This is a genomic window from Isosphaeraceae bacterium EP7 (genome assembly GCA_038400315.1).
In the GTDB taxonomy this organism is placed as follows: domain Bacteria; phylum Planctomycetota; class Planctomycetia; order Isosphaerales; family Isosphaeraceae; genus EP7.
In genome coordinates this window covers 6,017,005-6,039,539 of sequence record CP151667.1, presented here as the reverse complement: position 1 = coordinate 6,039,539, position 22,535 = coordinate 6,017,005, and the positions used below count along the sequence as shown (strand labels likewise).

The following is a 22,535-nucleotide window of genomic DNA, read 5'->3' as shown; positions in this document are numbered from 1 at the left end:
GGCATCGGCTTCCTTCTGGGAGAGTCTCGATCGTTCTTAACCGGGTCAGTCTTCATCCGCTCGGACGACGCCGCCGTAGGGCACGTCTCGGCCGCCATAGCGCCGGACGCGAAGATTGGCCTGCTCGGCGTGGCCCACGAAGCCTTCGAGGGCGCAGAGCCGCGAGCAGTAGGCGCCGATCGATGCGGACGCCTCGTCGGTCAGGACTTTCTGATACGTGCAGGTCTTGAGGAACTTGCCCACCCAGAGCCCGCCCGTGTAGCGGGCCGCCTTCTTCGTCGGCAGCGTGTGGTTGGTGCCGATGACCTTGTCGCCATACGCCACGTTGGTGCGCGGCCCGAGGAAGAGCGCCCCGTAGTTGGTCATCGTCCTGAGGAAATAGTCGGGATCTCGGGTCATGACTTGCACATGCTCCGAGGCGATCCGATCGGCGATCCGCGCCATCTCCTCGTCGCTCTCCGCCACGCAGACCGCGCCATGCGTGTCCCAGGCCTGGCGGGCGACGGCGGCCGTGGGGAGGATCTTGAGCAACCGTTCCACCTCGGCCATCGTGTCGCGGGCGAGCGCCTCCGACGTCGTCAGGAGGATCGCCGGGGAGTCGGGCCCGTGCTCGGCCTGGCCCAGCAGGTCGGTGGCGCACATCTCGCCGTCGACGGTCTCGTCGGCGATCACCAGGGTCTCGGTGGGGCCGGCGAAGAGGTCGATGCCGACCCGACCGAAGAGCTGCCTCTTGGCCTCGGCCACGAATCGGTTGCCGGGGCCCACCAGCATGTCGACCGGGGCGATCGATTGCGTCCCGAGTGCCATCGCCCCGACCGCCTGGATGCCGCCGAGGCAGTAGATCTCGTCCGCGCCCGCGAGATGTTGCGCCGCCACGATCGCGGCGGCCGGCTTCCCCTGAAACGGCGGAGCGCAGGTGACCACCCTCGGCACTCCGGCCACCTTGGCGGTGACGACCGACATGTGTGCGGAGGCCAGGAGCGGATATTTCCCCCCCGGCACATAGCACCCCGCCGAGCCGACCGGGATGTTCTTGTGGCCGAGGATGACACCCGGCAGGGTCTCGACCTCGACGTCCCTCAGGGCCTCGCGCTGGTGCCGGGCGAAGTTGCGCACCTGCTCCTGGGCGAACCTGATGTCCTCAATGTCGCGGCGGCTGAGCTCGGCCAGACAGCCTTGGATCTCGGATGGCGTCAGCCGGTAGTCGGCGCGGTCCCACCTGTCGTACTGGACGGAGAGCTCTCGAACCGCGTCGTCACCGCGGCGGGCGATGTCGGCCAGGATGCGTTCGACGGTCTCGCGGACCTTCGCGTCGGCCTCGGCAACCTCCGCCTGATCCGTCCCTCGCTTCAACCAGGTCTCCAACGCGTGCTCTCCTCGTTCTGTTCCGTCGTCGACAACTCCGCGACATCGAACCGGGGTTGCGTTCGGCGAGAGGGGGGATCTTACGAGACCGCACGCGAGGGTGCCAGAGCGTGCCCCCTCGGTGCGAGACAGTGTCGACAACGGAGTACGACCCGGCCGCGCTCAGTCCAGCGAGTCGAGGAAGCTCGTCGTCAGCCGTGCCATCTCCTCGGGCTTCGTGATGTGAATGTTATGCCCGACCCCCGCCAGCCGGGTGTGCCGAACGCGGGGCATTTTCTCCACCAGGCTCAGGGCGTATCCGTCGGGCAGGACGCCCCCTGCGGAGTCATCGGCCTGGATGAACAGGCCCGGGCACGTAACGCGCGACAGCAACTCGCCCGTGTCGAATCCGTCGAGCCAACGTCCCTCGATGAGCGGCGTCAGGACGTCCGGGTCGATCTGACCCAGGCACGAGGCCAGCCATTGCAGCGAGGCCGCGTCCCGCTGGTCGCCCAGGCGTACGAACTGGCCTGTGCCCGGCACGGCGATGGGGACTTCCGCCAGCGCGGCCGCGAGAGCATCCACCGAGTCGGTCGAGTCCAACAGGTCGCGGTAGGCCCCGAAGAGGCTCAGGTACGACGTCTCGGCGATCCGACGGCCCATCATCTCGAAGGGGGGATCTTCGAAGACGATCCCACGGACGAGGTCCGGCACGGCCGCGGCGACGCCGGCGGCCACCATCCCTCCCAGCGAGTGACCGATCAGGACGGCCGGCACCATGATCCGCTTTTCGAGCAGCGCGACGATGTCGCCCACGTAGTCGACCACCCGGTAACCACCTGGCGTTCGGCCCGAGGCGCCGTGGCCGCGGAAGTCGACGGCGTGAAGGTGGGATCGAGGGATCAACGCGGGAAAGATCGGCTCGAAGTCTTGCCAGCGGCGGACGACGCCGTGAAGCAGGACGACCGGCGGCCCTGAATCCGGGCCCTCGGCGTAGGAGAGTTCGACCGGGCCGGCGGGAAAGACGCGGGTCACCATCGCCGACCTCGGGATAGGGTGCCGCACGAGGTGCGGATGGATGGCATGGGAGGGCGGCCGTCACAGAACCTTGGGACTGGTTGCTTGTTGAACAGGTGGCCGCCGGATACCCTTCAGGCCCGGGTCGACTGATACCGAATTTCAACGCCGGCTGGACGATCTCTCGTCCCCGGATGTCGGCGTTCTTCCAACAACCGTCCGCACACACTCATACCAAAGAGGCCGTCATTGTGATCGGGATTGATCTCGGTGGCAAGGTCGCCCTCGTGACCGGCGCCGGCCAGGGGCTCGGTCGGGCCACCGCGACTTGCCTGCACGCCGCCGGCGCTTCCGTTGTCCTGAATTACGCGCCGGATGCGGCCGGGCGGAACGCCGGACTGGCCCAGGACGTCGCCGCCGGCCTGGGCGATCGCGCCGTGGCCCTGTCCGCTGACGTGCGCGATCCGGGCCAGGTCGACGCCATGCTGGCAGCCGTCATGGAGCGTTACGGCCGGCTCGACATCGTCGTCAATAACGCCGCCATCATCCGCGATCGCACGGTCAAGAAGATGTCCGACGAGGACTGGCGCGACGTCATCGACACCGACCTCACCGGCGTCTTCAACGTCTGCCGCGCGGCCTCGACCCTCATGGCGGACGGCGGCCGGATCGTGAACGTCGCCTCGATTTCAGGCGTCGTCGGCTTCTTCGGTCAGGCCAACTACGCGGCGGCCAAGGCGGGCGTGATCGCGCTCACCAAGGTGCTGAGCAAGGAGCTCGCCTCGCGGCAGATCAACGTCAATGCGGTGGCCCCCGGGGTGGTGCTGACCGAGATGGGGAAGTCCATCCCCGATGAGGTCCGGGCCAAGATGATCTCCGAGATCCCGCTGCGCCGCTTCGGCGAGCCCGAGGACATCGCTCATGCGATCCTGTTCCTCGCCAGCGATCTCGCGTCCTATATCTCGGGGCAGACGGTCCACGTCAACGGGGGCTGGTGGTCGTGACCGGACGCATCGAGACGCTCCTCTGCTCGGCGTCCGAGGCGGCGAAGGTCCTCGAAGACGATCAGACCGTCGTGAGCGGCGGCTTCGTGGGCGCCGCCCATCCCGAGGCTCTCACCGCCGCGATTGAGGCGCGATTTCTCGAAACCGGGCGCCCCCGTGGGCTGACGCTGTTCTACGCCGCAGGGCAGGGCGACGGCTCATGCCGAGGGCTCAATCACCTGGGACATCGAGGGCTCCTGAAGCGGGTCGTCGGCGGCCACTGGGGGCTCGCCCCGCGTATTGGACAGCTGGCCCTCGCCAACGAGATCGAGGCCTACAACTTCCCGCAGGGCGTGGTCTGCCACCTGCTACGTGACATCGCCGCGGGCCGGCCCGGGTGCATCACGGGCGTGGGGCTGGGGACATTCATCGATCCGATCCATGGGGGGGGGCGTCTGAATTCACGCCCGGGGCCCGACCTGGTTCGGCGGATCGAGATCGACGGCCGCGACTGGCTCTTCTACCCCGCCTTCCCGGTCCATGTCGGTCTCATCCGAGGCACGGCCGCCGACATCCACGGCAACCTCGTGATGGATGAGGAAGCGATTATCGGCGAGGTCCTGGCCATCGCCCAGGCCGTCCACAATTGCGGCGGCACGGTGATCGCTCAGGTCAAGCGATTGCTCCCCCATGCGGCGCCGCCAATGTCGGTCCGGGTGCCCGGAATCCTGATCGACCGGGTCGTCGTTGCGGACGCCGAGCATCACCATCAGACTTTCGCCGAGGAACTCAACCCGGCGTACTTCAGCGCGGCCGACGACGGGTCGATGGCCAGGATGCCGCGGTTGCCGGCCGGTGCCCGCCGCGTCATCGCGTCCCGGGCCTGCGACGAGCTGGAGCGTGGCGCGATCGCCAACCTGGGCATCGGCATGCCGGAAGGGATCGCCCTGATCGCGGCCGAACGCGGGCTGCTCGGGGAGGTGACCCTCACCGTCGAGAGCGGGCCCATCGGCGGCGTCCCGGCTGGCGGGCTGAGCTTCGGTGCCTCGCTCCATCCGCAGGCGATCGTCGACCAACCGGCCCAGTTCGACTTCTACGACGGCGGAGGCCTGGACTTCGCCGCCCTGGGCGCCGCCGAGATCGATCGCCGGGGGAACGTGAACGTCTCCCGGTTCGGATCGAGGCTCGCGGGCGTCGGCGGGTTCGTCAACATCTCGCAGAACGCGCGTCGGGTCGTCTTCTGCGGGACGCTGACGTCCGACGGGCTTGAAGTGGAAGTCGCTAAAGGGCAATTGCGGATCGTCCGCGAAGGCCGTGTCCGCAAGTTCGTCCACGAGGTCTCGCAGCTGTCCTATGCCGGCGAGATCGCCCGCCAGAAGGGGCAGGAGGCGCTCTATGTCACCGAGCGGGCCGTGTTCAAGCTCACCGACGAGGGGCTGGAACTGATCGAGGTCGCTCCGGGGATTGACCTCGAACGCGACGTGATCGCGCAAATGGAATTCCGTCCGCTGGTGCATTGCCCGCGAACCATGCCGGCATCGGCATTCGACCGGGACACGGGGGTTTGATGATGGGCGGAGTTTGCATCGTCGCGGCGCATCGGACGGTCCTGGGACGCTTCCTCGGGAAGCTCAAGAACCTTTCACCGGTCGACCTGGCTTGCGCGGCGGCCGGGCCGATCGTCCGTGATCTGGACGTGTCGAAGATCGATCAGGTGATCCTGGGAAACGTGCTGGGGGCCGGTCACGGGATGAACCTCGCGCGGCAGGTCGGCATCCGGTTGGGGCTGCCGCCGGAAGTCCCCGCGTTCACCGTCAACATGATGTGCGGATCGGGCCTGCAAGCGATCCGCCTGGCCGCCCAGTCGATTCAGAGCGGGGAGTCCGGGGCCATCCTCTGCGGTGGGACCGAGTCGATGTCGGGCGCGGCCTACCTGGTCCCGCGAGTCCGGCAGGGCCTGAAGTTCGGCGATGCGTCGCTGATCGACTCGATCCTGCGAGACGGCCTTGTGGACGCGTTCGACGGTCGCCACATGGGTCTGCTCGCGGAGGCGATGGCCTCGGCCCGCGGCATCAGCCGCCGCAGCCAGGATGAATGGGCGGCCCGGAGTCAGCAGCGGTACGCCGCCGCGGTGGCCTCCGGCGCCTTCGCTGATGAGCTGGTCGCGCTGGAAGGGATGGATGCCGACGAACATCCCAGGCCGGGGACGACCACGGACGATCTTTCGCGATTGAACGCCGCCTTCGACGGGGCGGGGACCGTCACGGCCGGGAACTCGAGCGGCATCAACGACGGGGCGGCCATGGTGCTCCTGGCCGATCGGGCGCTGGCGGAGCGCGAGTCGTGGCCGATTCTGTGCGACTGGATCGATTCGACGTTGGTGGGCTGCGAACCGGCGGAGATGGGCCTTGGGCCGGTCTTCGCGCTGCGACGGCTCTGCGAACGGCAACACATCAGACTAAATGACTGCGATGCGATCGAGATCAACGAGGCGTTCGCATCGCAGATCCTCGCATGTTTGCAAGACCTTTCGGTCGATGACGACGTCGTTAACCGTTGCGGCGGGGCGATCGCGCTCGGACATCCGATTGGCGCCAGCGGCGCGAGGCTGGTGGTGCACGCCGCCCATCAGATCCATCGAGGCTCGGCGCGACAGGCGGCCGTCAGCCTCTGCGTCGGTGGCGGTATGGGCGTCGCCGCCCTGCTGCGGAGCAGGGGTTAATCTTCATGTTCGCATGCGATCGTTTGCTCGGCGGCATCGTGGACCGCGGCTTCGGGTGGGGGAGTTGCACGAGATCCGACCATCGCGCAATGTGGCGTCGGATTCCGGTCCCAACGTGCACAGTCAAGGTCATCCTGACCGAGCCCTGATGACCCGGATCAAACCCGAGGAGTGCGAGTCATGGTGACGGAGGTCGGAGCGATCGTCCTGGCCTTGGGCCTGCTGATGGCCGTGGCGTATCGCGGCCTGCCGGTCATCATCTTCGCGCCGCTCTGCGCCTTGCTGGCCGCGGCGCTGTCCGGCCTGCCGCTGCTGCCCAGCTATACCGAGCTGTTCATGACCGGTGTGGCCGGCTTCATCCGGTCCTTCTTCCCACTCTTCCTGCTGGGCGCCATCTTCGGCAAACTGATGGACGCCAGCGGCGGCGCCGCGTCGATTGCCGGCTCGATGGTCCGGGCGCTCGGCCCTCGCCACGCGATCCCGGCGGTGGTGCTCGCCGGTGCCGTCCTGACCTACGGCGGCGTGTCGTTGTTCGTCGTCGCGTTCGCCGTCTACCCGCTCGGCGCGGCGATGTTCCGCGACGCGGGCATCCCCAAGCGACTGCTGCCGGCGGCGATCGCCCTGGGGGCCTTCACGTTCACGATGGATGCGCTGCCCGGCACGCCGCAGGTGCAGAACATCATCCCCACCCGGTTCTTCGGGACCGATGCCTACGCGGCGCCCGCCGTCGGCCTGTGCGGCAGCATGCTCGTGCTGCTCTGCGGCCTCTTCTGGCTGGAACGGCGGCGGGCCCGGGCGGCCGCGGCCGGCGAGGGTTACGGCGCCGGGCATCTCAACGAACCCGAGGCCCGCTCGACCGAAGACCTCCCCTCGCTTGGCGCGGCGATCCTCCCTCTGGTCCTCGTGCTCGCCGTCAACTTCATTCTGAGCCGGACGTCCTGGTCGACCGAGTCGTGGTATCCCGAGTCGGCGCTCCGCCTGAAGTTCCCCGCGACCAACCCCCGAGACGCTGGGCCGAGCTGGGCCGTGATCGTCGCACTCTCGGCGGGCATCGTCGCCACGCTGGGCCTGCACGCCCGCCGGATGCGAGGCAAGGTTTCGGTCACGCTCTCGGCGGCGACGGCGGGTGCACTTCCGGCCATCTTCAACACGGCCTCGGAGGTCGGCTTCGGTACGGTCATCAAGTCATTGCCGGGCTTCGGGGTCGTCCGTGGATGGGTCCTCGACGTCAGCCGCAACGTGCTCGTCTCCGAGGCGGTCGCCGTCAATGTCCTGGCTGGGATCACGGGCTCGGCGTCGGGGGGGCTGTCGATCGCACTGGAGGTGATGGGCAAGCACTACCTGGAAGCCGCCCGGGCGCAGGGGATCAGCCCCGAGTTGCTGCACCGGATCGCCTCGATGGCCTCAGGCGGAATGGACACGCTGCCGCATAACGGGGCTGTCATCACGCTGCTGGCCATCACGGGGCTGACCCATCGGCAGTCGTACCCGGACATCTTCGCGATCACGGTGATCAAGACCGCGGCAGTCTTCACTCTGGCCCTGGCGGCGCCTTCGCTGCCGGCGTTACTGGGCCATTGAGGCACGGACGCATCGGGATCGGAATGGCACATGCCGAGAACGAAGCCCATCAAACGAAACGGAAGAACGCCGCTTGCCCCTGGGGGACAATCGGCGTTCTTCATGACAGCAGAAGTCCTGCACGCCCTTCACTGTTGCTCAGGATCGTCGTCAGTCGGGCTTGCGCACTTGTTCGAGGAGGAACACGCCCTTCTTGTTCGAGGTGACGACGTCGAGCAGCCCGTCGCCGTTGAAGTCAACAACTTCGAACTGCGTGCCCATGCCGCTCTGGTCGTCGATCTCGCGCGGCTCGAAGCTGATTTTGCCGTCGGGACCCTTGGTGGCCTTGAACCAGTAGAGGCGGGCGGGCTTGTCGGAGCCCGGCTCGCTCTTGCCGTGCGACCAGAACCGCTTGCCCGTGACCAGATCCTTCAGGCCGTCACCGTCGATGTCGGCGGCGATCAGGGCGTGAGTCTCGGAGACCAGCTCGGGGAAGAGGTCATGCCGGGTGAACTCGGGCGAGCCATCCTTGACGGCTCCCTGCTCGAAGGCCCAGATGCCGAACTTGTGGGCCGAGCTGGCGATGACGTCGGTCTTGCCGTCGCCGGTCACGTCGTAGGGGATCATGTCGGCCACGGCGTCGCCGAGCTTGGCGGGGTGGAACGTCCAGGCCGCCTTGGCGTCTTGGGCTGCTTCGGGCTGCTCCCACCAGCCGGCGGTGCAGGTCACGTCCTTGCGGCCGTCGCCGTTGAGATCGCCCACGCCGAGCCCGTGCGCGTACTTGAAGGTGCCGGGAATCTCCTTGCCGTTGGCGCTGGGCTCGCTGATGGCGTGCATCTCCCAGAGCTGGGTCGGGTCGCTTGTCGGGGCGAACCAGGCCATCTGCCCCTCGTTTTCCTTGCCTGCGGGCTGGAAGCCCATCACGAGCACGCGGCGGCCGTCGCCGAGGAGGTCGGTGTAGAGCGGCGTCTCGTTGCAGGCGCTGTGCCAGATCTCATGCCGGGACCAGTGGCCCGGCTTGCCCTTGGGGTTCTCGTACCAGTAGGCGGGTTTGCCCGGGAAGCCGACCACGATCTGGTCGGCCCATCCGTCGTGGTTGACGTCGTCGGCCCAGGCGGCCATGCAATCGCTGTAGCTCTGCAAGCCGTCGCCATACTCGCCCGGCTTGCGGATCTCGTGCTTGTTCCAGGCCGGGGCCTCGTACCACGAGTCGCCGATGAGGATGTCGTTCTTGCCGTCCTTGTTGACGTCGGCGACCGCGACGCCCTCGGAGCGGAACTTGCCCTCGACCGTCGTCTTCTTCCAGGAGAGACGCCCGCCCGCCGCCGGTTCCGCGGCGTTGGCTGTGGTGAGGAGAATCGTCGATGCGCCGAGGATGGCAGCCCAGTTTCGCACGCTCATGGTGTGGAGTCCCGCCGGTCCTTGAAGCGAAGGCACCCCCCAGGACGGGAGGTGGATTCCTAGAAGGATACTCCCGGCCGGGCGGGACCGCCAATCCACTCAATCGAGACTCGACGATGCGACCCGGTCGAAACGGGCCGGGCGTGTTCGCGGAGAATCCGACCGCCGGACACGGCCCACCCTCGGGCGCCGCGGCAAAGGGAACGACAGGGGGAAGTCACGCCGGGCGAAGGGGCCTCGACAGGGCGGGTTACTCCCGATCCCTCAGTCGCCTAGGCGCCATCATTTTCGAGCGATGGCGCCATCGAACCCCGGATTACACCCCGCCGCGAATTGTTTGATACAGTACTCGCCTGCTGAAAGTGGCCCGCGAGAGACCGGCTTTTGCGACGCGCAACGACGATGCATCGGAGCAATACGATGGGAACTCTTCTCAAGCGTACCTGGTTTTTGAGCGTCGCCATGATCGGGCTCGCGCTGGTGGCCGAAGGCCGCGCCGCGGAGCCGAGCCCCCCCGAAGGTTTCCGCGCCATCTTCAATGGCCGAGATCTCGCCGGCTGGCATGGCCTGAACCCCCACTCCGTCGGCGATCTGACGGGCGAGAAGAAGGAAGCCAACCTGACGCAGCAACGCGCCGATTTCCCGAAGAACTGGTCCGTGGCCGACGGCGAACTGATCAACGACGGTCATGGCCCATATGCGACGACCGACGAGGAGTTCGGCGATCTCGAGTTGCTGATCGACTACAAGACGGTGCCGAATGCCGACAGCGGCATCTACCTGCGAGGCACGCCCCAGGTGCAAATCTGGGACTGGAATCAAGTCTTCGATCCGAAGGTGCCCACCCGCAAGCCGCATCTCGGCTCCGGCGGCCTGTTCAATAACACCCCGGGAGCAACAGGACGCGATCCGCTCGTGCTGGCCGACCGCCCGTTCGGCGAGTGGAATCGGTTTCGGATCCGACAAATTAATGACCGAACATGGGTCTGGTTGAACGACAAGCTCGTGGTCGACGGCGCCGTGATGGAGAACTACGCGGACCGCACGCGACCGCTCCCCGCCAGGGGGCCGATCATGTTGCAGACGCACGGCGGCGAAATCCGCTGGCGGAACATCTTCGTCCGCGAGATCGGCGCCGAGGAAGCCAAGGAAACCCTCCGCGCGGCCGAGGCGGAAACGAAAGCGAGCCTCTCCCGAGCCCTCACATTGCACGCGTCGTTCGACAACGGGTTGGACGCAGACTTCGCACGCGGCGACAAAACGTGCTATGTCCAGCAGGGCAAGAATCTGCTGGCCGCCGCGCCCACGGCTGAAGTCCGACTCTCGCCCGAAGCGGGTCGCTTTGGCGGCGGCTTAATCTTCACGAAGAAGAATGAGTTCCGCCCGGCCTTCAAAGACTCTGGCGTCCTCGGCTACAACGACAAAGGTTGGAATGCGACCGTTTCCGTCTGGCTGCGTCTGAACCCCGACCTCGATCTGGAACCCGGCTACTGCGACCCCGTGCAAATCGTCGGCGATGACAGCAAGAAGGGCTACATTTTCCTGGAATGGTCGAAGGACGAGACGCCCCGCTATTTCCGCTACGCGATCCGCCCGCTGTTTCAGATCTGGAACCCGACCAACGTCCAGTGGGCCGACATCCCGTTCGAGAAGCGGCCGATGGTCCAGGTCGCAAAGGCGTCCTTCTCTCGCGACACATGGACACACGTGGTTTTCACGCTTGAGAACGTCAATGACAAGAGCAAACCGCAGGTCGGTCGGCTCTACCTGAACGGCAAGGCGCAGGGCGCAATCGAGAACTGGGATCTGACCTTCGCCTGGGATCCCGCGCAGGTCTTGTTGGTCCTCGGCGCATCCTATGTGGGCCAGATGGACGACCTCGCCGTTTTCAACCGGGCACTGAACGCCGATGACGTGCGGATGCTGCACGGTTTGAAGGGCGGCGTGCGTGACCTGAGGAGATGAATTCCACTCCTCGGCCACGCGGACGTGACGGGCGGCGTCGGGGCCGACCAACCGGAGCCAGAGAGGGTGCCCATCGGAACCCCAGCGGCAGGAAACGCTGCTCGTGCCGCAAGGAGTCCAGTGATTCAACAAAATGAGCCCTTCGACGATTACGTCGAAGGGCTCATTTTGAAGATCAGTCGGGGCGAGAGGATTTGAACCTCCGACCTCACGGTCCCGAACCGTGCGCTCTAGCCATGCTGAGCTACGCCCCGATCTGCGTCAGTCGAGTCCAAGAATACCAGGCTTGCCGCACCTGTCAACTGCCACCGCCAAAGGAGTTCCCGAGATCGGGCGTCGAGAAGGGGGCTGGCCGTGTCGCAACACCGCGGGCTGATGGCGTTTTCGCTTGCCCGTCGCCTTCGGAGGCCGGATGATGGATGCCGTCGAGGGAGGGGCGAGGGGTCGCCTTCCTGGGATGTTTTGCCGCGAAGGCGCGGTCGCGGTGACGCGGGGCCGGAAGCCCCCCGATCGCCGCACGGTGCGAATGAGCGTGCGAGTTTCGCTGGGTTTCGGTCTTGCGGGGGCCATTCGAATGGTTCGTTCGAGGATGACGCGGCTTCTGGTCGGACTGGTGACGCTAGGCGGGCTGGCTTGCGGGGCCGCCCGGTTGAATGAGGCCAAGGCGGCCGATCCGAAGGCGGAACGGGCCGATCAGATCAGGCGGCTCTTCGGCCGGGAGAACCTGATTGCCTGGTGCATCGTGCCGTTCGACTCGCAGAAGCGCAGCCCCGAGGCCCGCGCGGAGATGCTGGCCAGGCTCGGGTTCAAGCACTTCGCCTATGACTGGCGTGCCGAGCACGTCCCCACCTTCGATGCTGAGATCGCGGCGCTGAAGGGTCGGGGGGTCGCTCTCGACGCCTTCTGGGCCTCCGGCGAGCTGAACGCCGATACCCGCAACATCCTCGACGTTCTCAAGCGAAATGGGGTTCGCAGCAGGCTCTGGGTGCTCCTGGATTTCGGGGCCGACCGCGTGACGGGGACCGAGCAGGAGCGGCGGGTCGAGGCCGCCGTCGGGAAGCTTGCCCCGCTGGCCGCGGCGGCCAAGGAGGCCGGCTGCTCGATCGCGCTTTATAACCACGGCGGCTGGTTCGGCGAGCCCGAGAATCAGATCGTGATCGTCGAACGGCTGCGTGCGATGGGATTTGCCGACGCCGGGATCGTCTACAACCAGCATCACGGGCATGACCATCTCGACGGGTTCGCCGCCAAGCTGGCCAAGCTGAAGCCCTATCTGGTGACCTTGAACCTCAACGGGATGGAGCCCGAGGGGGACAAGCACGACAAGAAGATCCTGCCGCTGGGGCAAGGGTCGCTCGACCTTGGGCTGATGCAGACGATCGTCGACAGCGGCTATGCGGGGCCGATCGGCATCCTGGGCCATACCCAGGACGACGCAGAGCAACGCCTCAAGGACAACCTCGACGGCCTCGACTGGCTCGTCCCACAGCTCGACGGGACGCCGCCCGGCCCTCGGCCGAAGCCCAGGACCTACACCCCGCCGCCCGGCCAGGCCTCGACGACGACCGAGCAGGAGGCCGAGGTCGTTGCGAAGCTGGTGGCCGAGGCCAAGGAGCACGGCGACGCGGCTCGCGGGGCCTTGGTCTTCATGAATGCCCGCTATGGCTGCCAGACTTGCCATAAGGTGGGCGAGGTTGGTGGCGAGGTTGGCCCCTCGTTGACGACCGTCGGGGCTTGCCTGAAGCCCGAGCAGATCGCCGGGGCGGTCCTCTGGCCCAACCGCGAGGTGAAGGAAGGCTACGCGGCCACGGTCGTCGCCACCGCCGACGGCCGGGTCATCCAGGGTTATCGACGCGAGGAGACCGCAACCGAGCTGGTCTTGCGCGACGCCAAGACGGGCGTCGACGTCCGGCTGGCCAAGGCCGAGATCGAGGACCTGCGCGAGGTCGGCAGCCTGATGCCCGACGGCCTGGTCGCCGCCCTGCCGCCCGACCAGAGACGCGACCTGATCCGGTTCTTGCTGGACCAGGGGAAGGCGAACGATCCGCGGGTCGCCGCGATGATGAAGCACGGCCACGGGCCCGCCGAATTTCCCTACGAGCGGGCCCCGATTCACCCCGAGCTTCGGCCCGACTCCACACTTCCCGTCAATCGCGGCCGGCTCTATGACTTCTATTCCAAGCAGGCGGAGTTCTTCGCCCAGCAGGCCGACAGGCCCCCCTTGCTCGCGTCGTTCCCGGGTCTCGACGGCGGCAAGGACGGCCACTGGGGCAATCAGAATGAGGAAGCCTGGAAGGACGGGCGCTGGAATGACGCCGACCTCGGGCGGGTGCTCTCGGGGGTCTTCTACGGCGCGGACGGCCTGACCGTTCCCAAGGGAATTTGCGTCCGCCTCGGCGAGAAGGGTGAGCTGGCCGCCTGCTTCAACCCCGAGACGTTGACTTACGACTCAACCTGGAGCGGTGGGTTCGTCAAGTTCAGCCCGACCCGTCACGGATTCCTGGGCGGCCTGACCCTGGACGGGAAGTCGCTCTCCATGCCGAGGGGCGAGAAGCCGCAGGGACCGTTCACCTATCGGGGGTTCTATCGCCACGGCGATCGCGTGCTCTTCTCCTACAAGCTCGGCGAGACGGAGTATCTCGACGCTCCTTGGGCCGAAGGGGGCGAGCTGAAGCGGGTCGTCGGGCCCGCCGCCTCGCATCCGTTGAAGGCCCTGACGGCGGGCGGCCCCGCCCGCTGGCCGCAGGTGCTGACGACCAAAGGTGAACTGGGCAAAGCCCGGCCCTACGCGATCGACACGATCAAGCCGCCGTTCGACAACCCCTGGAAGGCGCCCCTCTTCTTCGGCGATCACGACTTCTTGCCCGATGGGACGGCCCTGATCACCACCATGCAGGGGGACGTCTGGCATGTCTCCGGCCTGGACGACACGCTCGGCGAGGTCCGCTGGAGGCGGTTCGCCACGGGCCTTCATCAGCCTCTGGGCCTCATCGTGGTCGACGGCCTGGCGCACGTCCTGGGCCGCGATCAGATCACCCGGCTGCACGACCTGAATGACGACGGCGAAGCCGATTTCTACGAGTGCCTGAGCAACGCCTACTTCACGTCGACCTCGGGCCACGACTTCATCTGCGGTCTTCAACGCGACGCGGCGGGGCGGTTCTACACCGCGTCCAGCAAGCAAGGAGCCCTGCGCATCTCGGCCGATGGCCGCACCGTGGAGGTCCTGGCGACCGGGTTCCGCAACCCCGACGGGATCGGCCTGGCCGCCGACGGGTCGGTGACGGTCCCGACCTCAGAAGGGGACTGGACCCCGGCCTCGGCCATCAACCTCATCCGCCCCGGCGGTCATTACGGCTTCGGCGGGCCCAAGGAGGGACGTGTCCCCGATCTACCCCTCGTCTACCTCCCTCGCGGGATGGACAACTCCAGCGGCGGGCAGGTTTCGGTGCCCGACGACGATCGCTGGGGGCCCCTGCGCAATCGGATGATTCACTTCTCGTTCGGCTCGGGGACGGCGTTCCTGGTGCTCAAGGACGAGGTGAAGGGCCAGCCGCAAGGGGCGGTCGTCCCGCTGCCCGGCGAGTTCCGCTCGGGGGCCCATCGCGGCCGGTTCAACCCCAAGGACGGACAGCTCTATGTCTCGGGCATGGGCGGGTGGGGGACCTACACGCCGGATGACGGCTCCTTCCAGCGGGTCCGCTACACCGGCGACCCCGTGCAGCTTCCCGTCGATATCAGGGCCCACCGCAACGGGATCAAGCTCACGTTCAGCCGGCCGCTGGATGCCTCGGCCGCCGAGGACGCCCCTCATCAGTTCGCCCAGGCCTGGAATTACCGCTACTCGCCCAACTATGGCTCGCTGGAATACTCCCCCAGTCACGTCGGCGTGCAGGGCCACGACACCTTGAGCATCCGATCGGCCACGGTGCTTCCCGACGGCCGCTCTCTGTTTCTGGAGATCCCCGAGTTGCAGCCGGTCAATGTGCTGCAACTCCACCTGAGGGTGGATCGGGGCGACCCGATCGACCTCTTCGCCACGGTTCACGCGATGGCCCCGGAGTTCCGCGATTTCCCCGGATACAAGCCGGTCGACAGGCCGGTCGCCGCCCACCCGATCCTGGCCGACCTCGCCCGCCTCGGCAAGACGACGCCGAACCCCTGGAAGCCCAAGATCGAGGGCGCCCGGTCGATCGAGATCACCGCCGGCAAGAACCTGGGCTACCTGCCCAGCACGCTGACCGCCAAGCCCGGCGAGACGCTTGCGTTGACGTTCATCAACCCCGACGCCGTGCCCCACAACTGGGCCCTGCTGAAGCCCGGTACGCTTCGCGCCGTGGGCGACCTGGTGAACAAGATCATCAGCGATCCCGACGCCGCATCACGCCAGTACATCCCCAAGACCGACGATGTGCTCGTCTACACCGACATCGTCGAGCCGAACGAACGGTATCGCATCTCGTTCAAGGCCCCCGAGACGCCCGGCCGCTACCCCTTCCTCTGCACCTTCCCGGGGCACTGGATGGTCATGAACGGCGAGTTGATCGTCCGCTGATCGAGGGATTGCGAATCAACAAAAATGCCGCCGTCCCATCGCGGCTTTCGCGATGGGACGGCGGCAATTTTTTATGGAAGAAGCGACCGGATCGGGTCACTTGCCGGGCATGACGAGCCATTCTCGAGAGAGATAGTCGGCCATCGTGATGGTGAGCATGATGCCCAGCCAGACGAAGGAGCCGCCGGCGAAGACCCAGGTCAGGCGGCTGCTATCCTTGAGGTGCATGAAGACGACCATGATCACCATCGCCTTGATCGCCGCGATCGAGAGGGTGACGGCCAGGTGGAACTGGCCCAGCGGCATGTAGGCCGCGGCGACGGCCGCACCGAGCAGGAGCAGCAGCGCGACGAAGGTGATCAGGTAGGTACGGATGGGCAGGACGTGCTGGTCGCTCATGGGTGGACCACTTCGATAAGGTAAAGCAGGGGGTAGAGGAACACCCAGACGACGTCGACGAAGTGCCAGTAGAGTCCGGTGATCTCGACGGGCCGCTCCCCCGTGGCCGGTAGCTTCCGCCGTGCGATCATCGAGGCCAGCAGCCCGAGGATCACCAGGCCGATGATCATGTGGAAGCCGTGCAGGCCGGTGAGGAAGAAGTAGAAGACGAAGAACATCTGCACCTTGTTGGCATCGAGCGCGTGCGCGCCGACGGCCGAGAGGTCCGTGACCGTCATCTTGACGGGCGCCTGGCCACCGCCGCCGTGCTCCCCGGTGGGCTCGTAATGGAAGCTCGCGCCGGGGGCGAGGTGGTGGCTGAACTCGGTCGACCACTCGTAGGCCTTGATGCCCAGGAACGCGACGCCCAGGACCATCGTGATCAGCAACAGGGCGACGGTCTCGCGCCGCTGCCTGAGCTGCGAGGAGCGGACGGCCAACGCCACGGACAGCGAACTGCCCAGCAGGATCACGGTGTTGAAGGCGCCCAGCGCGGGGCTGAGCTGCTGGCTGGCGGCCGCGAACTCATTGGGATAGAGGGTCCGGTAGACGGCATACGCCGTCAGCGCGCCCCCGAAGAACATGACCTCGGTGGCGAGGAACGCCCACATCCCGAGCACGGCGCTCTGGTGCTGCTGCTCGGGGGTGTCGAAGTGATGCGCCAGGGGGACGTCATCGAGGTCGAACGCGACGCCGGAAGTGGCCACGGGCTCATGCATGGGCCACCTCGTCATGATCGTACTGGTAGGGGCCTTCGGTCACGATCGGAGTGGTCTCGAAGTTATAGGGGGGCGGAGGAGAGGGGGTGGTCCATTCCAGGCCCGTCGCGCCCCAGGGGTTCGCCGGGGCCTTGGGCGAGTACCAGAGCGACAGGATCAGGTAGACCAGCGGCATGGCGAAGCCGACGGCGAGGATCGACGAGCCGGCGGTCGACATGACGTGGAGGATCTGGAACTCGGGCCGGTACTCATAGTAGCGCCTGGGCATGCCCAGGTAGCCGAGCAGGAACTGGGGGAAGAAGGTCAGGTTGAAGCCGACGAAGATGATCATCGCCGCGACCTTGCCCCAGAATTCGGGGTACATCCGGCCGCTGATCTTGGGCCACCAGAAGTGGAGCCCGCCCAGGTAGGCCATCGTCGCGCCGCCGACCATGATGTAGTGGAAGTGGGCCACGACGAAGTAGGTGTCGTGCACGTGGACGTCGATGGCCAGGGACGCGAGCATCAGGCCCGTCAGGCCGCCGATGGTGAACAGGCCGACGAAGCCGAGGGCGTAGAGCATCGGCGTCTTGCCGATGATCTGCCCCTTGTACATCGTGGCCGTCCAGTTAAAGACCTTGATGCCCGAGGGGATGCCTACCAGCAGGCTGAGGATCGCGAAGATCATCCCGGCGTACATCGACTGGCCGCTGACGAACATGTGGTGGCCCCAGACGAGGAACCCCAGCATGGAGATGGCCAGGATGGCGCCGGCCATGAACTTGTAGCCGAAGATGGGCCGCCGCGAGAAGCAGGGGATGATCTCATTGAGCACCCCGAAGCTGGGCAGCACCATGATGTAGACGGCCGGGTGCGAGTAGAACCAGAACATGTGCTGGAACAGCACCGGGTCGCCGCCCAGCTTGGGGTCGAAGATGCCGACGTGGAGCAGTCGCTCCAGGCCCAGCAGGGCGATGGTGATGGCCAGCACGGGGGTGCCCAGCACCTGGACAAGGCTGGTGGCGTAGGTGGCCCAGCAGAACAGGGGGAGCCGGCCCCAGGTCATCCCGGGGCACCTCATCGTGTGGATGGTCACGATGAAGTTCAGGCCGGTGAGGATCGACGAGAAGCCGACGATGAACACCCCGATCGCCGTGGCGATCACGTTGGTGTTCGAGTACATGCTGCTGAACGGCGTGTAGAAGGTCCAGCCGGTGTCGACGCCGCCGGTGACCATCACGCCCAGCGAGATGGCTCCGCCGATGATGAAGATGTACCAGCTCAGCAGGTTGAGCTTGGGGAAGGCCAGGTCCCTCGCGCCGATCTGCAGCGGGATCAGGAAGTTCCCCAGCACCGCCGGGATCGACGGGATGAGGAAGAAGAAGATCATGACGATCCCGTGCTGCGTGAACAGCCGGTTGTACTCGTCGGCGCTCTTGAGGATGTCCCCCTTGGGGGTCATCAACTCCAGGCGGATCAGCGTGGCCATCACGCCGCCGATGAAGAAGAAGAGCGTGATCGACACCATGTAGAGGATGCCGATGCGCTTATGGTCGACGGTCAGGAGCCACGACCGAACCGAGTGCTCGGCGGCGATGTAGTTCTCGACCTCTTCGGGTGGCCGATGCCCGGAATGTGCGTGCGGCTCGACTAGTGTCCCGCTCATCGTCCCCCCTCCTGGCCCTTACCGAGCGACTTGATGTAGGCGATGATCTGGAACAAGTCCTGCTCGCTGATCTGGTCTTTGAAGCTGGGCATGATCGGCTCGAAGCCGGCGACGAGCTTGGCGCGGGGGTCGAGGATCGACTCGCGGATGTAGGCATCGTCGGCCTTGACCATCGACACGCTCCCACCCTTCTGCTGAATCGGCGCGTTGCCGCCGTGGAGGCCGACGAGGGTCGGGCCCCGGTTGGGCTGGCCGGCCGGCGAGTGGCAGTCGGAGCAGTGGTTCTTCTGGAAGAGCTGCTCGCCCGCGGAGGCCATCGAGACCCGGCCGCCGCTCTCGGGGCCGCCGGTGAGCCAACGCTCGTAGTCGGACGGCTCCATCACGTAGACGGTCCCGATCATCCGGGAGTGGTCGCTGCCGCAATACTCGGCGCAGAAGAGGTTGTACGCCCCCGCCTTGGTGGGCCGGAACCAGAGGGCCGTCGTCCGGCCGGGCAGCACGTCCTGCTTCACGCGGAAGGCCGGGACGTAGAAGCTGTGGATCACGTCCTGGGAGGTCATGACCAGCTTGATCGCCTTGCCCAGCGGCACGTGCAGCTCGTCCTGCTCGCGTCGGCCTTCGGGATGTTGCAGGTACCACATCCAGCGCTTGGCCACCACGTAGATCTCGGAGGCGTCGGCCGGCGGGTTGTACATCTGGAAGAAGACGTGCGTGGAGATGATGTACATGACCACGCAGATGATGAACGTGCTGCCGATCCAGAACGCCTCGAGGTTGTGGCTGGTCGACTTACGCCCGCTGCGGTTGGCCTTGGAGCCCGCGCGATACTTGATGCCGAAGAAGATGACCTGGCCGGCGATCAGGACCGTGAAGAAGGCCGTCACGGCGAGCAGGACGTACATGACGCCGTCGACCTGGTTGGCCTGCTCGGAGGCCTGATCGGGCAGGAAGGGGAAATTCCACATGGGAGATCTTGGCTCGGGATAGTCCGATCGGGTGTCGGTGGTTCTGGTTCGAGGCCCGCGGCGGCCGGACGGGTTTCAGGTGAAGGCTGGATCCGGCCCGGCCCTCGGCCGATCTCTCCGGGTCGCCTTCCAGATGAAGGCGGCCAGGGCGAGGACGGTGGCCACGCAGGCGACCCGCACGAGGTTCAGGATCGCCAGGGTATAACGGCCCGTCGATGGGTCGTACTGGTAGCAGAAGAGGAGCATCTGGTCGGTGAGCGAGCCGAGCTTGCCCTCCGACGCCTCGGTCAGGGCCAGCCGCACGTCCCTCGGCGGGTAGCTGAGTCCGTAGAAGTAGCGTGCGACCTTGCCGTCGGGCGTCAGGACCATCAGGCCGGCGGCATGGGTGAATTGCCGGGTCTCTTTGTTGTAGGTGTAGCGGAAGCCGACCGACTCGGCCAGCCTACGCGAGGCCTCGGCGCCGCCCGTCAGGACGTGCCAGCCGACATCGGCCCCCGGCAGGTCGTACCGGTTCAGGTAGCGGGCCTTGCGGGCCCGTGCCTTCTCCGGTGTGTCCTCCGGGTCGATGCTGATCGTCAAGACGTCGTAATCCTGGCCGAGCTTGAGGTTCAGAGCCCGCAAGGTGCGCAACTCGGCGTTGGTGACCTCATTGCAGAGCATCGGGCAGTCGAAGTAGACGAACGTCAGGATCAACGGCCGGGGGCCGAAGAACCGGCCGACGCGGACGTCCGCCCCCGATTCGTCCTTCAGCAAGGCGTCCGCAGGCAACTGGGCGCCCAGGAGCTGGTCGAGGCCGACCCGCTTGCGCAGGTCTTCGGCCCTCGCCGGCGCGAAGAAGACGAGGGCGAGGACGAAGGCCCTGAAGAGTGTTGGAACGTTCATGGAGTCCCCTTCGGCGCCACCCCGGTGGGGCGGCCGGTCCTTGTCCCCGGTGCCTTCTCGCCCTCGGGCGGGGGGGGCGTCTTTCGTACCGGGAGCCCCTTCTGCACGAGGAGCTTCATGGCGTCGTCGATGGGGATCTCGGCGATACCCTTGGGACGATCCACCCAGCCGAGCTTCGAGAGCTTGGTGGCCTCCTCAGCACGGAAGGCATCCATGTCCAGCTCGGGGGTCTCCTGGAGTCTCGGCTCGACGGGCGGCCCGTCGGTCAAGGCGGGCAGGTCGTGGCGGATCGGCGTCACCTGGCCCTTGCTCTGGTCGTTCACGTAGAAGGCGAACTGAGCTTGGACCACGAGGAGGACGAGGACCACCGAGCCGAACAGGCCGGCGACGAAGATCAGCAGCGGCCTCAGGCGGATCTCGGTCGACTCGTAGTTGGCGACCGCCTGGGCAAGTGTTGGTTGGTCGTGCCCGAGATGGTCGGGCGAGTGTCCTTGGTGGCTCATGCTCAGTGGGCCCCCTCGTGGTGATGGGCTTCGGGCTCGGGGGCGTTACCCGGCACGACGGGCGTCCGGCCCAGCAGCCAGAGGAACGCCGAGATCCAGATCCCGCCGATGCCGACGACCGCGACCGGCGCCTGCCAGGCCAGCGTGAACTTGCCGGGCGTGAACGACGGGACGATCAGCCAGTAGGTCGAGAGCAGGTTCATGACCACGATCAGGCTCGCCAGCCGCGCCAGCCGCGCGGGGCTCCGCTTATTCTCGCGGTGCAGCAGGACCAGGAACGGCAGGATGAACTGGAAGACGATCAGGGCGACGCCCACCCATTCCCAGCCCCCCTTCATTCGCTTCAGATACCAGGGGATCTCCTCGGGCAGGTTCCCCGACCAGATGATGAGGAACTGCGAGAGGTTGGCGTAGGCCCAGAGCATGACGAAGGCGAGGAGCAGGTTGCCCAGGTCGTTCAGAGGTTCGGGTGCGGTCAGATCGGGCCGGGGCATCTCGTCGCGCCGGGGGGCGACGACGAGGATCATGAACGCGAACGCGGTCAGGACCTGGCCGGACATCCAGAGGGGCCCGAAGATCGTGGAGTACCACTCGGGCTCCAGCGACATGATCCAGTCGACCGACGCGAACGACACGGCGAAGACGTGCAGCAGCAGGGCGGGCCCGCTGAACGTGCCCAGCCAGCGCGAGGCCCCCGCCTCGGTCGCGGGGTTGTCCTGCCGGCGAGAGAGCCGGTTCAGCCAGAGGGCCAGCATCGTCCAGAAGGCGAAGTAGCCGGCCGACCGCTGGAGGAAGAAAGCCTCGTTGAGATAAGGCTTCTTGGCCAGGACCACGGCATGGTGGGCCATCTGCGATGGGTCGGCCCAGGCGCCATAGATGGCCCGGATACCCAGCGCCAGCGGCACGAACAGCAGGGCCATCAGCGGGATGGTCAACGCGCCGGCTTCAAGGGGGCGGCGGACCGCATAGCCCCAGCGACCGCCCGTCAGGTGATGGATCAAGATCAAAGGGAAGCAGCCCAGAGCGATCCCGGTCCAGAAGCAGTAGCCGACCAGGTAGGAACGGAGGGTCTGCGTCGGGTCGACCGCGTAGCCGATCCCGCAACCGAGCATCCCGGCGAGGCCGGCGAGCAGGGCGATGTTGCGCGAACGCTGGAGCGAGGGGGCGAGTCCGGTGGTCGGGCCGCTCATCGGCTGGCCTCCAGACGGGTACGGACGTCCTTCGGCAGGTCGTCGGCCTTGGCCTCACCACGGTACTGGAGGGCCCGGACGTAGGCGATGATGGCCCAGCGGTCGTCGACGGGGACGCGGTAGTCGTAGCGGTACATCTTGCCGTAGCCGTTGGAGATCACGTTGAAGAAATGCCCTTCGGGGGCCTGCTTCAGCCGGTCGATGTGGAACGAGGGGGGCGGGGACATCCCGCGCTTGACGATCATGCCGAGGCCGTCGCCGCTGGCCCCGTGGCAAGGGGAGCAGAAGATCATGAAACGCTCCCTGCCGCGTTCCATCACCGCCTCGGTGACGGGGTAGGGAAACTCCTTGACCTCTTTCCCGTCCGCGTCCTTGCCGCGGTACCGATGCGAATCCTCGCGGAGCTGGCCGCGGGCGATGGTCCCCTGGACGAGGGGGCGGAACGAGGTCCCGTCCTTGAAGAACGTGCTCTCGGAGTAGGCGTCGTATCGGGGCTGGTCGTACATGTCGCGATGGCAGCCGGCCAGGCTGGCCAGGATGAGGCCAGCGACCGCGACGCAGCACGCGCGCCCGGGCAGCAACCCGGCACCCGCCGCCGAGGGGGCGGGGGGCCTTGAACTCTCCTCGACCTTGATCACCGGCGATC

The 22,535-nt window shown here is 66.6% G+C and carries 17 protein-coding genes and 1 tRNA gene; 6 read left to right on the top strand and 12 right to left on the bottom strand.

The features are described from left to right. Window positions 1-45: 45 nt before the first annotated feature. Together hisD and EP7_RS23850 are read right to left on the bottom strand one after the other, a co-directional pair. Window positions 46-1,365 (bottom strand): histidinol dehydrogenase, encoded by a 1,320-nt coding sequence (hisD, locus tag EP7_RS23855; RefSeq protein ID WP_463524697.1) that lies wholly within the window; start codon window positions 1,363-1,365, stop codon window positions 46-48. 162 nt (window positions 1,366-1,527) lie between these two features. Continuing rightward, window positions 1,528-2,382 carry an alpha/beta fold hydrolase gene (locus EP7_RS23850; protein WP_463524696.1) on the bottom strand — a complete coding sequence of 285 codons (855 nt, stop codon included), beginning with the start codon at window positions 2,380-2,382 and terminating at the stop codon, window positions 1,528-1,530. Between the two features lie 239 nt (window positions 2,383-2,621). On the opposite strand from EP7_RS23850, the gene fabG reads away from it, so the two are divergent. The 4 genes from fabG (at window position 2,622) to EP7_RS23830 (ending at window position 7,647) form a co-directional block, all read left to right on the top strand. Then, on the top strand, window positions 2,622-3,365 hold the full coding sequence (fabG, locus tag EP7_RS23845; RefSeq protein WP_463528459.1) for a 3-oxoacyl-ACP reductase FabG: 744 nt from the start codon (window positions 2,622-2,624) through the stop codon (window positions 3,363-3,365). Further along, complete coding sequence (locus tag EP7_RS23840; protein WP_463524695.1) at window positions 3,362-4,912, top strand: acyl CoA:acetate/3-ketoacid CoA transferase; 1,551 nt, start codon at window positions 3,362-3,364, stop codon at window positions 4,910-4,912. Before fabG ends, EP7_RS23840 begins: the two co-directional genes overlap by 4 nt. 2 nt (window positions 4,913-4,914) lie before the next feature. Then, window positions 4,915-6,066, top strand: a complete 1,152-nt coding sequence (locus EP7_RS23835; RefSeq protein WP_463524694.1) for an acetyl-CoA C-acyltransferase — start codon at window positions 4,915-4,917, stop codon at window positions 6,064-6,066. Window positions 6,067-6,246: 180 nt separating this feature from the next. Continuing rightward, a complete protein-coding gene (locus tag EP7_RS23830) occupies window positions 6,247-7,647 on the top strand; it encodes a GntP family permease (protein WP_463524693.1) in 1,401 nt (466 codons plus the stop codon). Between the two features lie 150 nt (window positions 7,648-7,797). Here EP7_RS23830 and EP7_RS23825 read toward each other — a convergent pair whose 3' ends face one another. After that, a complete protein-coding gene (locus EP7_RS23825) occupies window positions 7,798-9,027 on the bottom strand; it encodes an FG-GAP repeat domain-containing protein (RefSeq protein ID WP_463524692.1) in 1,230 nt (409 codons plus the stop codon). 420 nt (window positions 9,028-9,447) lie between these two features. On the opposite strand from EP7_RS23825, the gene EP7_RS23820 reads away from it, so the two are divergent. Next, window positions 9,448-10,992 (top strand): 3-keto-alpha-glucoside-1,2-lyase-like domain-containing protein, encoded by a 1,545-nt coding sequence (locus EP7_RS23820; protein ID WP_463524691.1) that lies wholly within the window; start codon window positions 9,448-9,450, stop codon window positions 10,990-10,992. 179 nt (window positions 10,993-11,171) lie between these two features. Here EP7_RS23820 and EP7_RS23815 read toward each other — a convergent pair. Then, window positions 11,172-11,246 (bottom strand) — tRNA-Pro (locus EP7_RS23815). A 320-nt stretch (window positions 11,247-11,566) separates the two neighbouring features. Here EP7_RS23815 and EP7_RS23810 point away from each other — a divergent pair. Then, window positions 11,567-15,547, top strand: a complete 3,981-nt coding sequence (locus EP7_RS23810) for a DUF6797 domain-containing protein (protein WP_463524690.1) — start codon at window positions 11,567-11,569, stop codon at window positions 15,545-15,547. Between the two features lie 96 nt (window positions 15,548-15,643). On the opposite strand, the gene EP7_RS23805 is transcribed toward EP7_RS23810, so the two are convergent. From EP7_RS23805 to EP7_RS23770, 8 genes are all read right to left on the bottom strand, one after another. After that, complete coding sequence (locus EP7_RS23805) at window positions 15,644-15,946, bottom strand: cytochrome C oxidase subunit IV family protein (protein WP_463524689.1); 303 nt, start codon at window positions 15,944-15,946, stop codon at window positions 15,644-15,646. After that, a complete protein-coding gene (locus EP7_RS23800) occupies window positions 15,943-16,704 on the bottom strand; it encodes a cytochrome c oxidase subunit 3 (protein WP_463524688.1) in 762 nt (253 codons plus the stop codon). The genes EP7_RS23805 and EP7_RS23800 overlap by 4 nt, the downstream gene beginning before the upstream one ends. Further along, a complete protein-coding gene (gene ctaD, locus EP7_RS23795) occupies window positions 16,697-18,349 on the bottom strand; it encodes a cytochrome c oxidase subunit I (protein WP_463524687.1) in 1,653 nt (550 codons plus the stop codon). The genes EP7_RS23800 and ctaD overlap by 8 nt, the downstream gene beginning before the upstream one ends. After that, window positions 18,346-19,314: a cytochrome c oxidase subunit II gene (gene coxB / locus EP7_RS23790; RefSeq protein WP_463524686.1), complete on the bottom strand. Its 969-nt coding sequence runs from the start codon at window positions 19,312-19,314 to the stop codon at window positions 18,346-18,348. Before coxB ends, ctaD begins: the two co-directional genes overlap by 4 nt. Before the next feature lie 75 nt (window positions 19,315-19,389). Further along, window positions 19,390-20,196 carry an SCO family protein gene (locus EP7_RS23785; protein WP_463524685.1) on the bottom strand — a complete coding sequence of 269 codons (807 nt, stop codon included), beginning with the start codon at window positions 20,194-20,196 and terminating at the stop codon, window positions 19,390-19,392. Then, complete coding sequence (locus EP7_RS23780; protein ID WP_463524684.1) at window positions 20,193-20,699, bottom strand: hypothetical protein; 507 nt, start codon at window positions 20,697-20,699, stop codon at window positions 20,193-20,195. Before EP7_RS23780 ends, EP7_RS23785 begins: the two co-directional genes overlap by 4 nt. A 2-nt stretch (window positions 20,700-20,701) precedes the next feature. Next, window positions 20,702-21,889 carry a hypothetical protein gene (locus EP7_RS23775; RefSeq protein WP_463524683.1) on the bottom strand — a complete coding sequence of 396 codons (1,188 nt, stop codon included), beginning with the start codon at window positions 21,887-21,889 and terminating at the stop codon, window positions 20,702-20,704. Further along, complete coding sequence (locus EP7_RS23770) at window positions 21,886-22,527, bottom strand: c-type cytochrome (RefSeq protein WP_463524682.1); 642 nt, start codon at window positions 22,525-22,527, stop codon at window positions 21,886-21,888. Before EP7_RS23770 ends, EP7_RS23775 begins: the two co-directional genes overlap by 4 nt. Between the last annotated feature and the right edge of the window lie 8 nt (window positions 22,528-22,535).

Coding starts and splice junctions, on each gene's coding strand:
- EP7_RS23850 (WP_463524696.1), bottom strand. CDS start 2,382: ATGGTGACCCGCGTCTTTCCCGCCGGCCCGGTCGAACTCTCCTACGCC.
- EP7_RS23835 (WP_463524694.1), top strand. CDS start 4,915: ATGGGCGGAGTTTGCATCGTCGCGGCGCATCGGACGGTCCTGGGACGC.
- EP7_RS23830 (WP_463524693.1), top strand. CDS start 6,247: ATGGTGACGGAGGTCGGAGCGATCGTCCTGGCCTTGGGCCTGCTGATG.
- EP7_RS23825 (WP_463524692.1), bottom strand. CDS start 9,027: ATGAGCGTGCGAAACTGGGCTGCCATCCTCGGCGCATCGACGATTCTC.
- EP7_RS23820 (WP_463524691.1), top strand. CDS start 9,448: ATGGGAACTCTTCTCAAGCGTACCTGGTTTTTGAGCGTCGCCATGATC.
- EP7_RS23810 (WP_463524690.1), top strand. CDS start 11,567: ATGGTTCGTTCGAGGATGACGCGGCTTCTGGTCGGACTGGTGACGCTA.
- EP7_RS23805 (WP_463524689.1), bottom strand. CDS start 15,946: ATGAGCGACCAGCACGTCCTGCCCATCCGTACCTACCTGATCACCTTC.
- EP7_RS23800 (WP_463524688.1), bottom strand. CDS start 16,704: ATGCATGAGCCCGTGGCCACTTCCGGCGTCGCGTTCGACCTCGATGAC.
- ctaD (WP_463524687.1), bottom strand. CDS start 18,349: ATGAGCGGGACACTAGTCGAGCCGCACGCACATTCCGGGCATCGGCCA.
- coxB (WP_463524686.1), bottom strand. CDS start 19,314: ATGTGGAATTTCCCCTTCCTGCCCGATCAGGCCTCCGAGCAGGCCAAC.
- EP7_RS23785 (WP_463524685.1), bottom strand. CDS start 20,196: ATGAACGTTCCAACACTCTTCAGGGCCTTCGTCCTCGCCCTCGTCTTC.
- EP7_RS23780 (WP_463524684.1), bottom strand. CDS start 20,699: ATGAGCCACCAAGGACACTCGCCCGACCATCTCGGGCACGACCAACCA.
- EP7_RS23775 (WP_463524683.1), bottom strand. CDS start 21,889: ATGAGCGGCCCGACCACCGGACTCGCCCCCTCGCTCCAGCGTTCGCGC.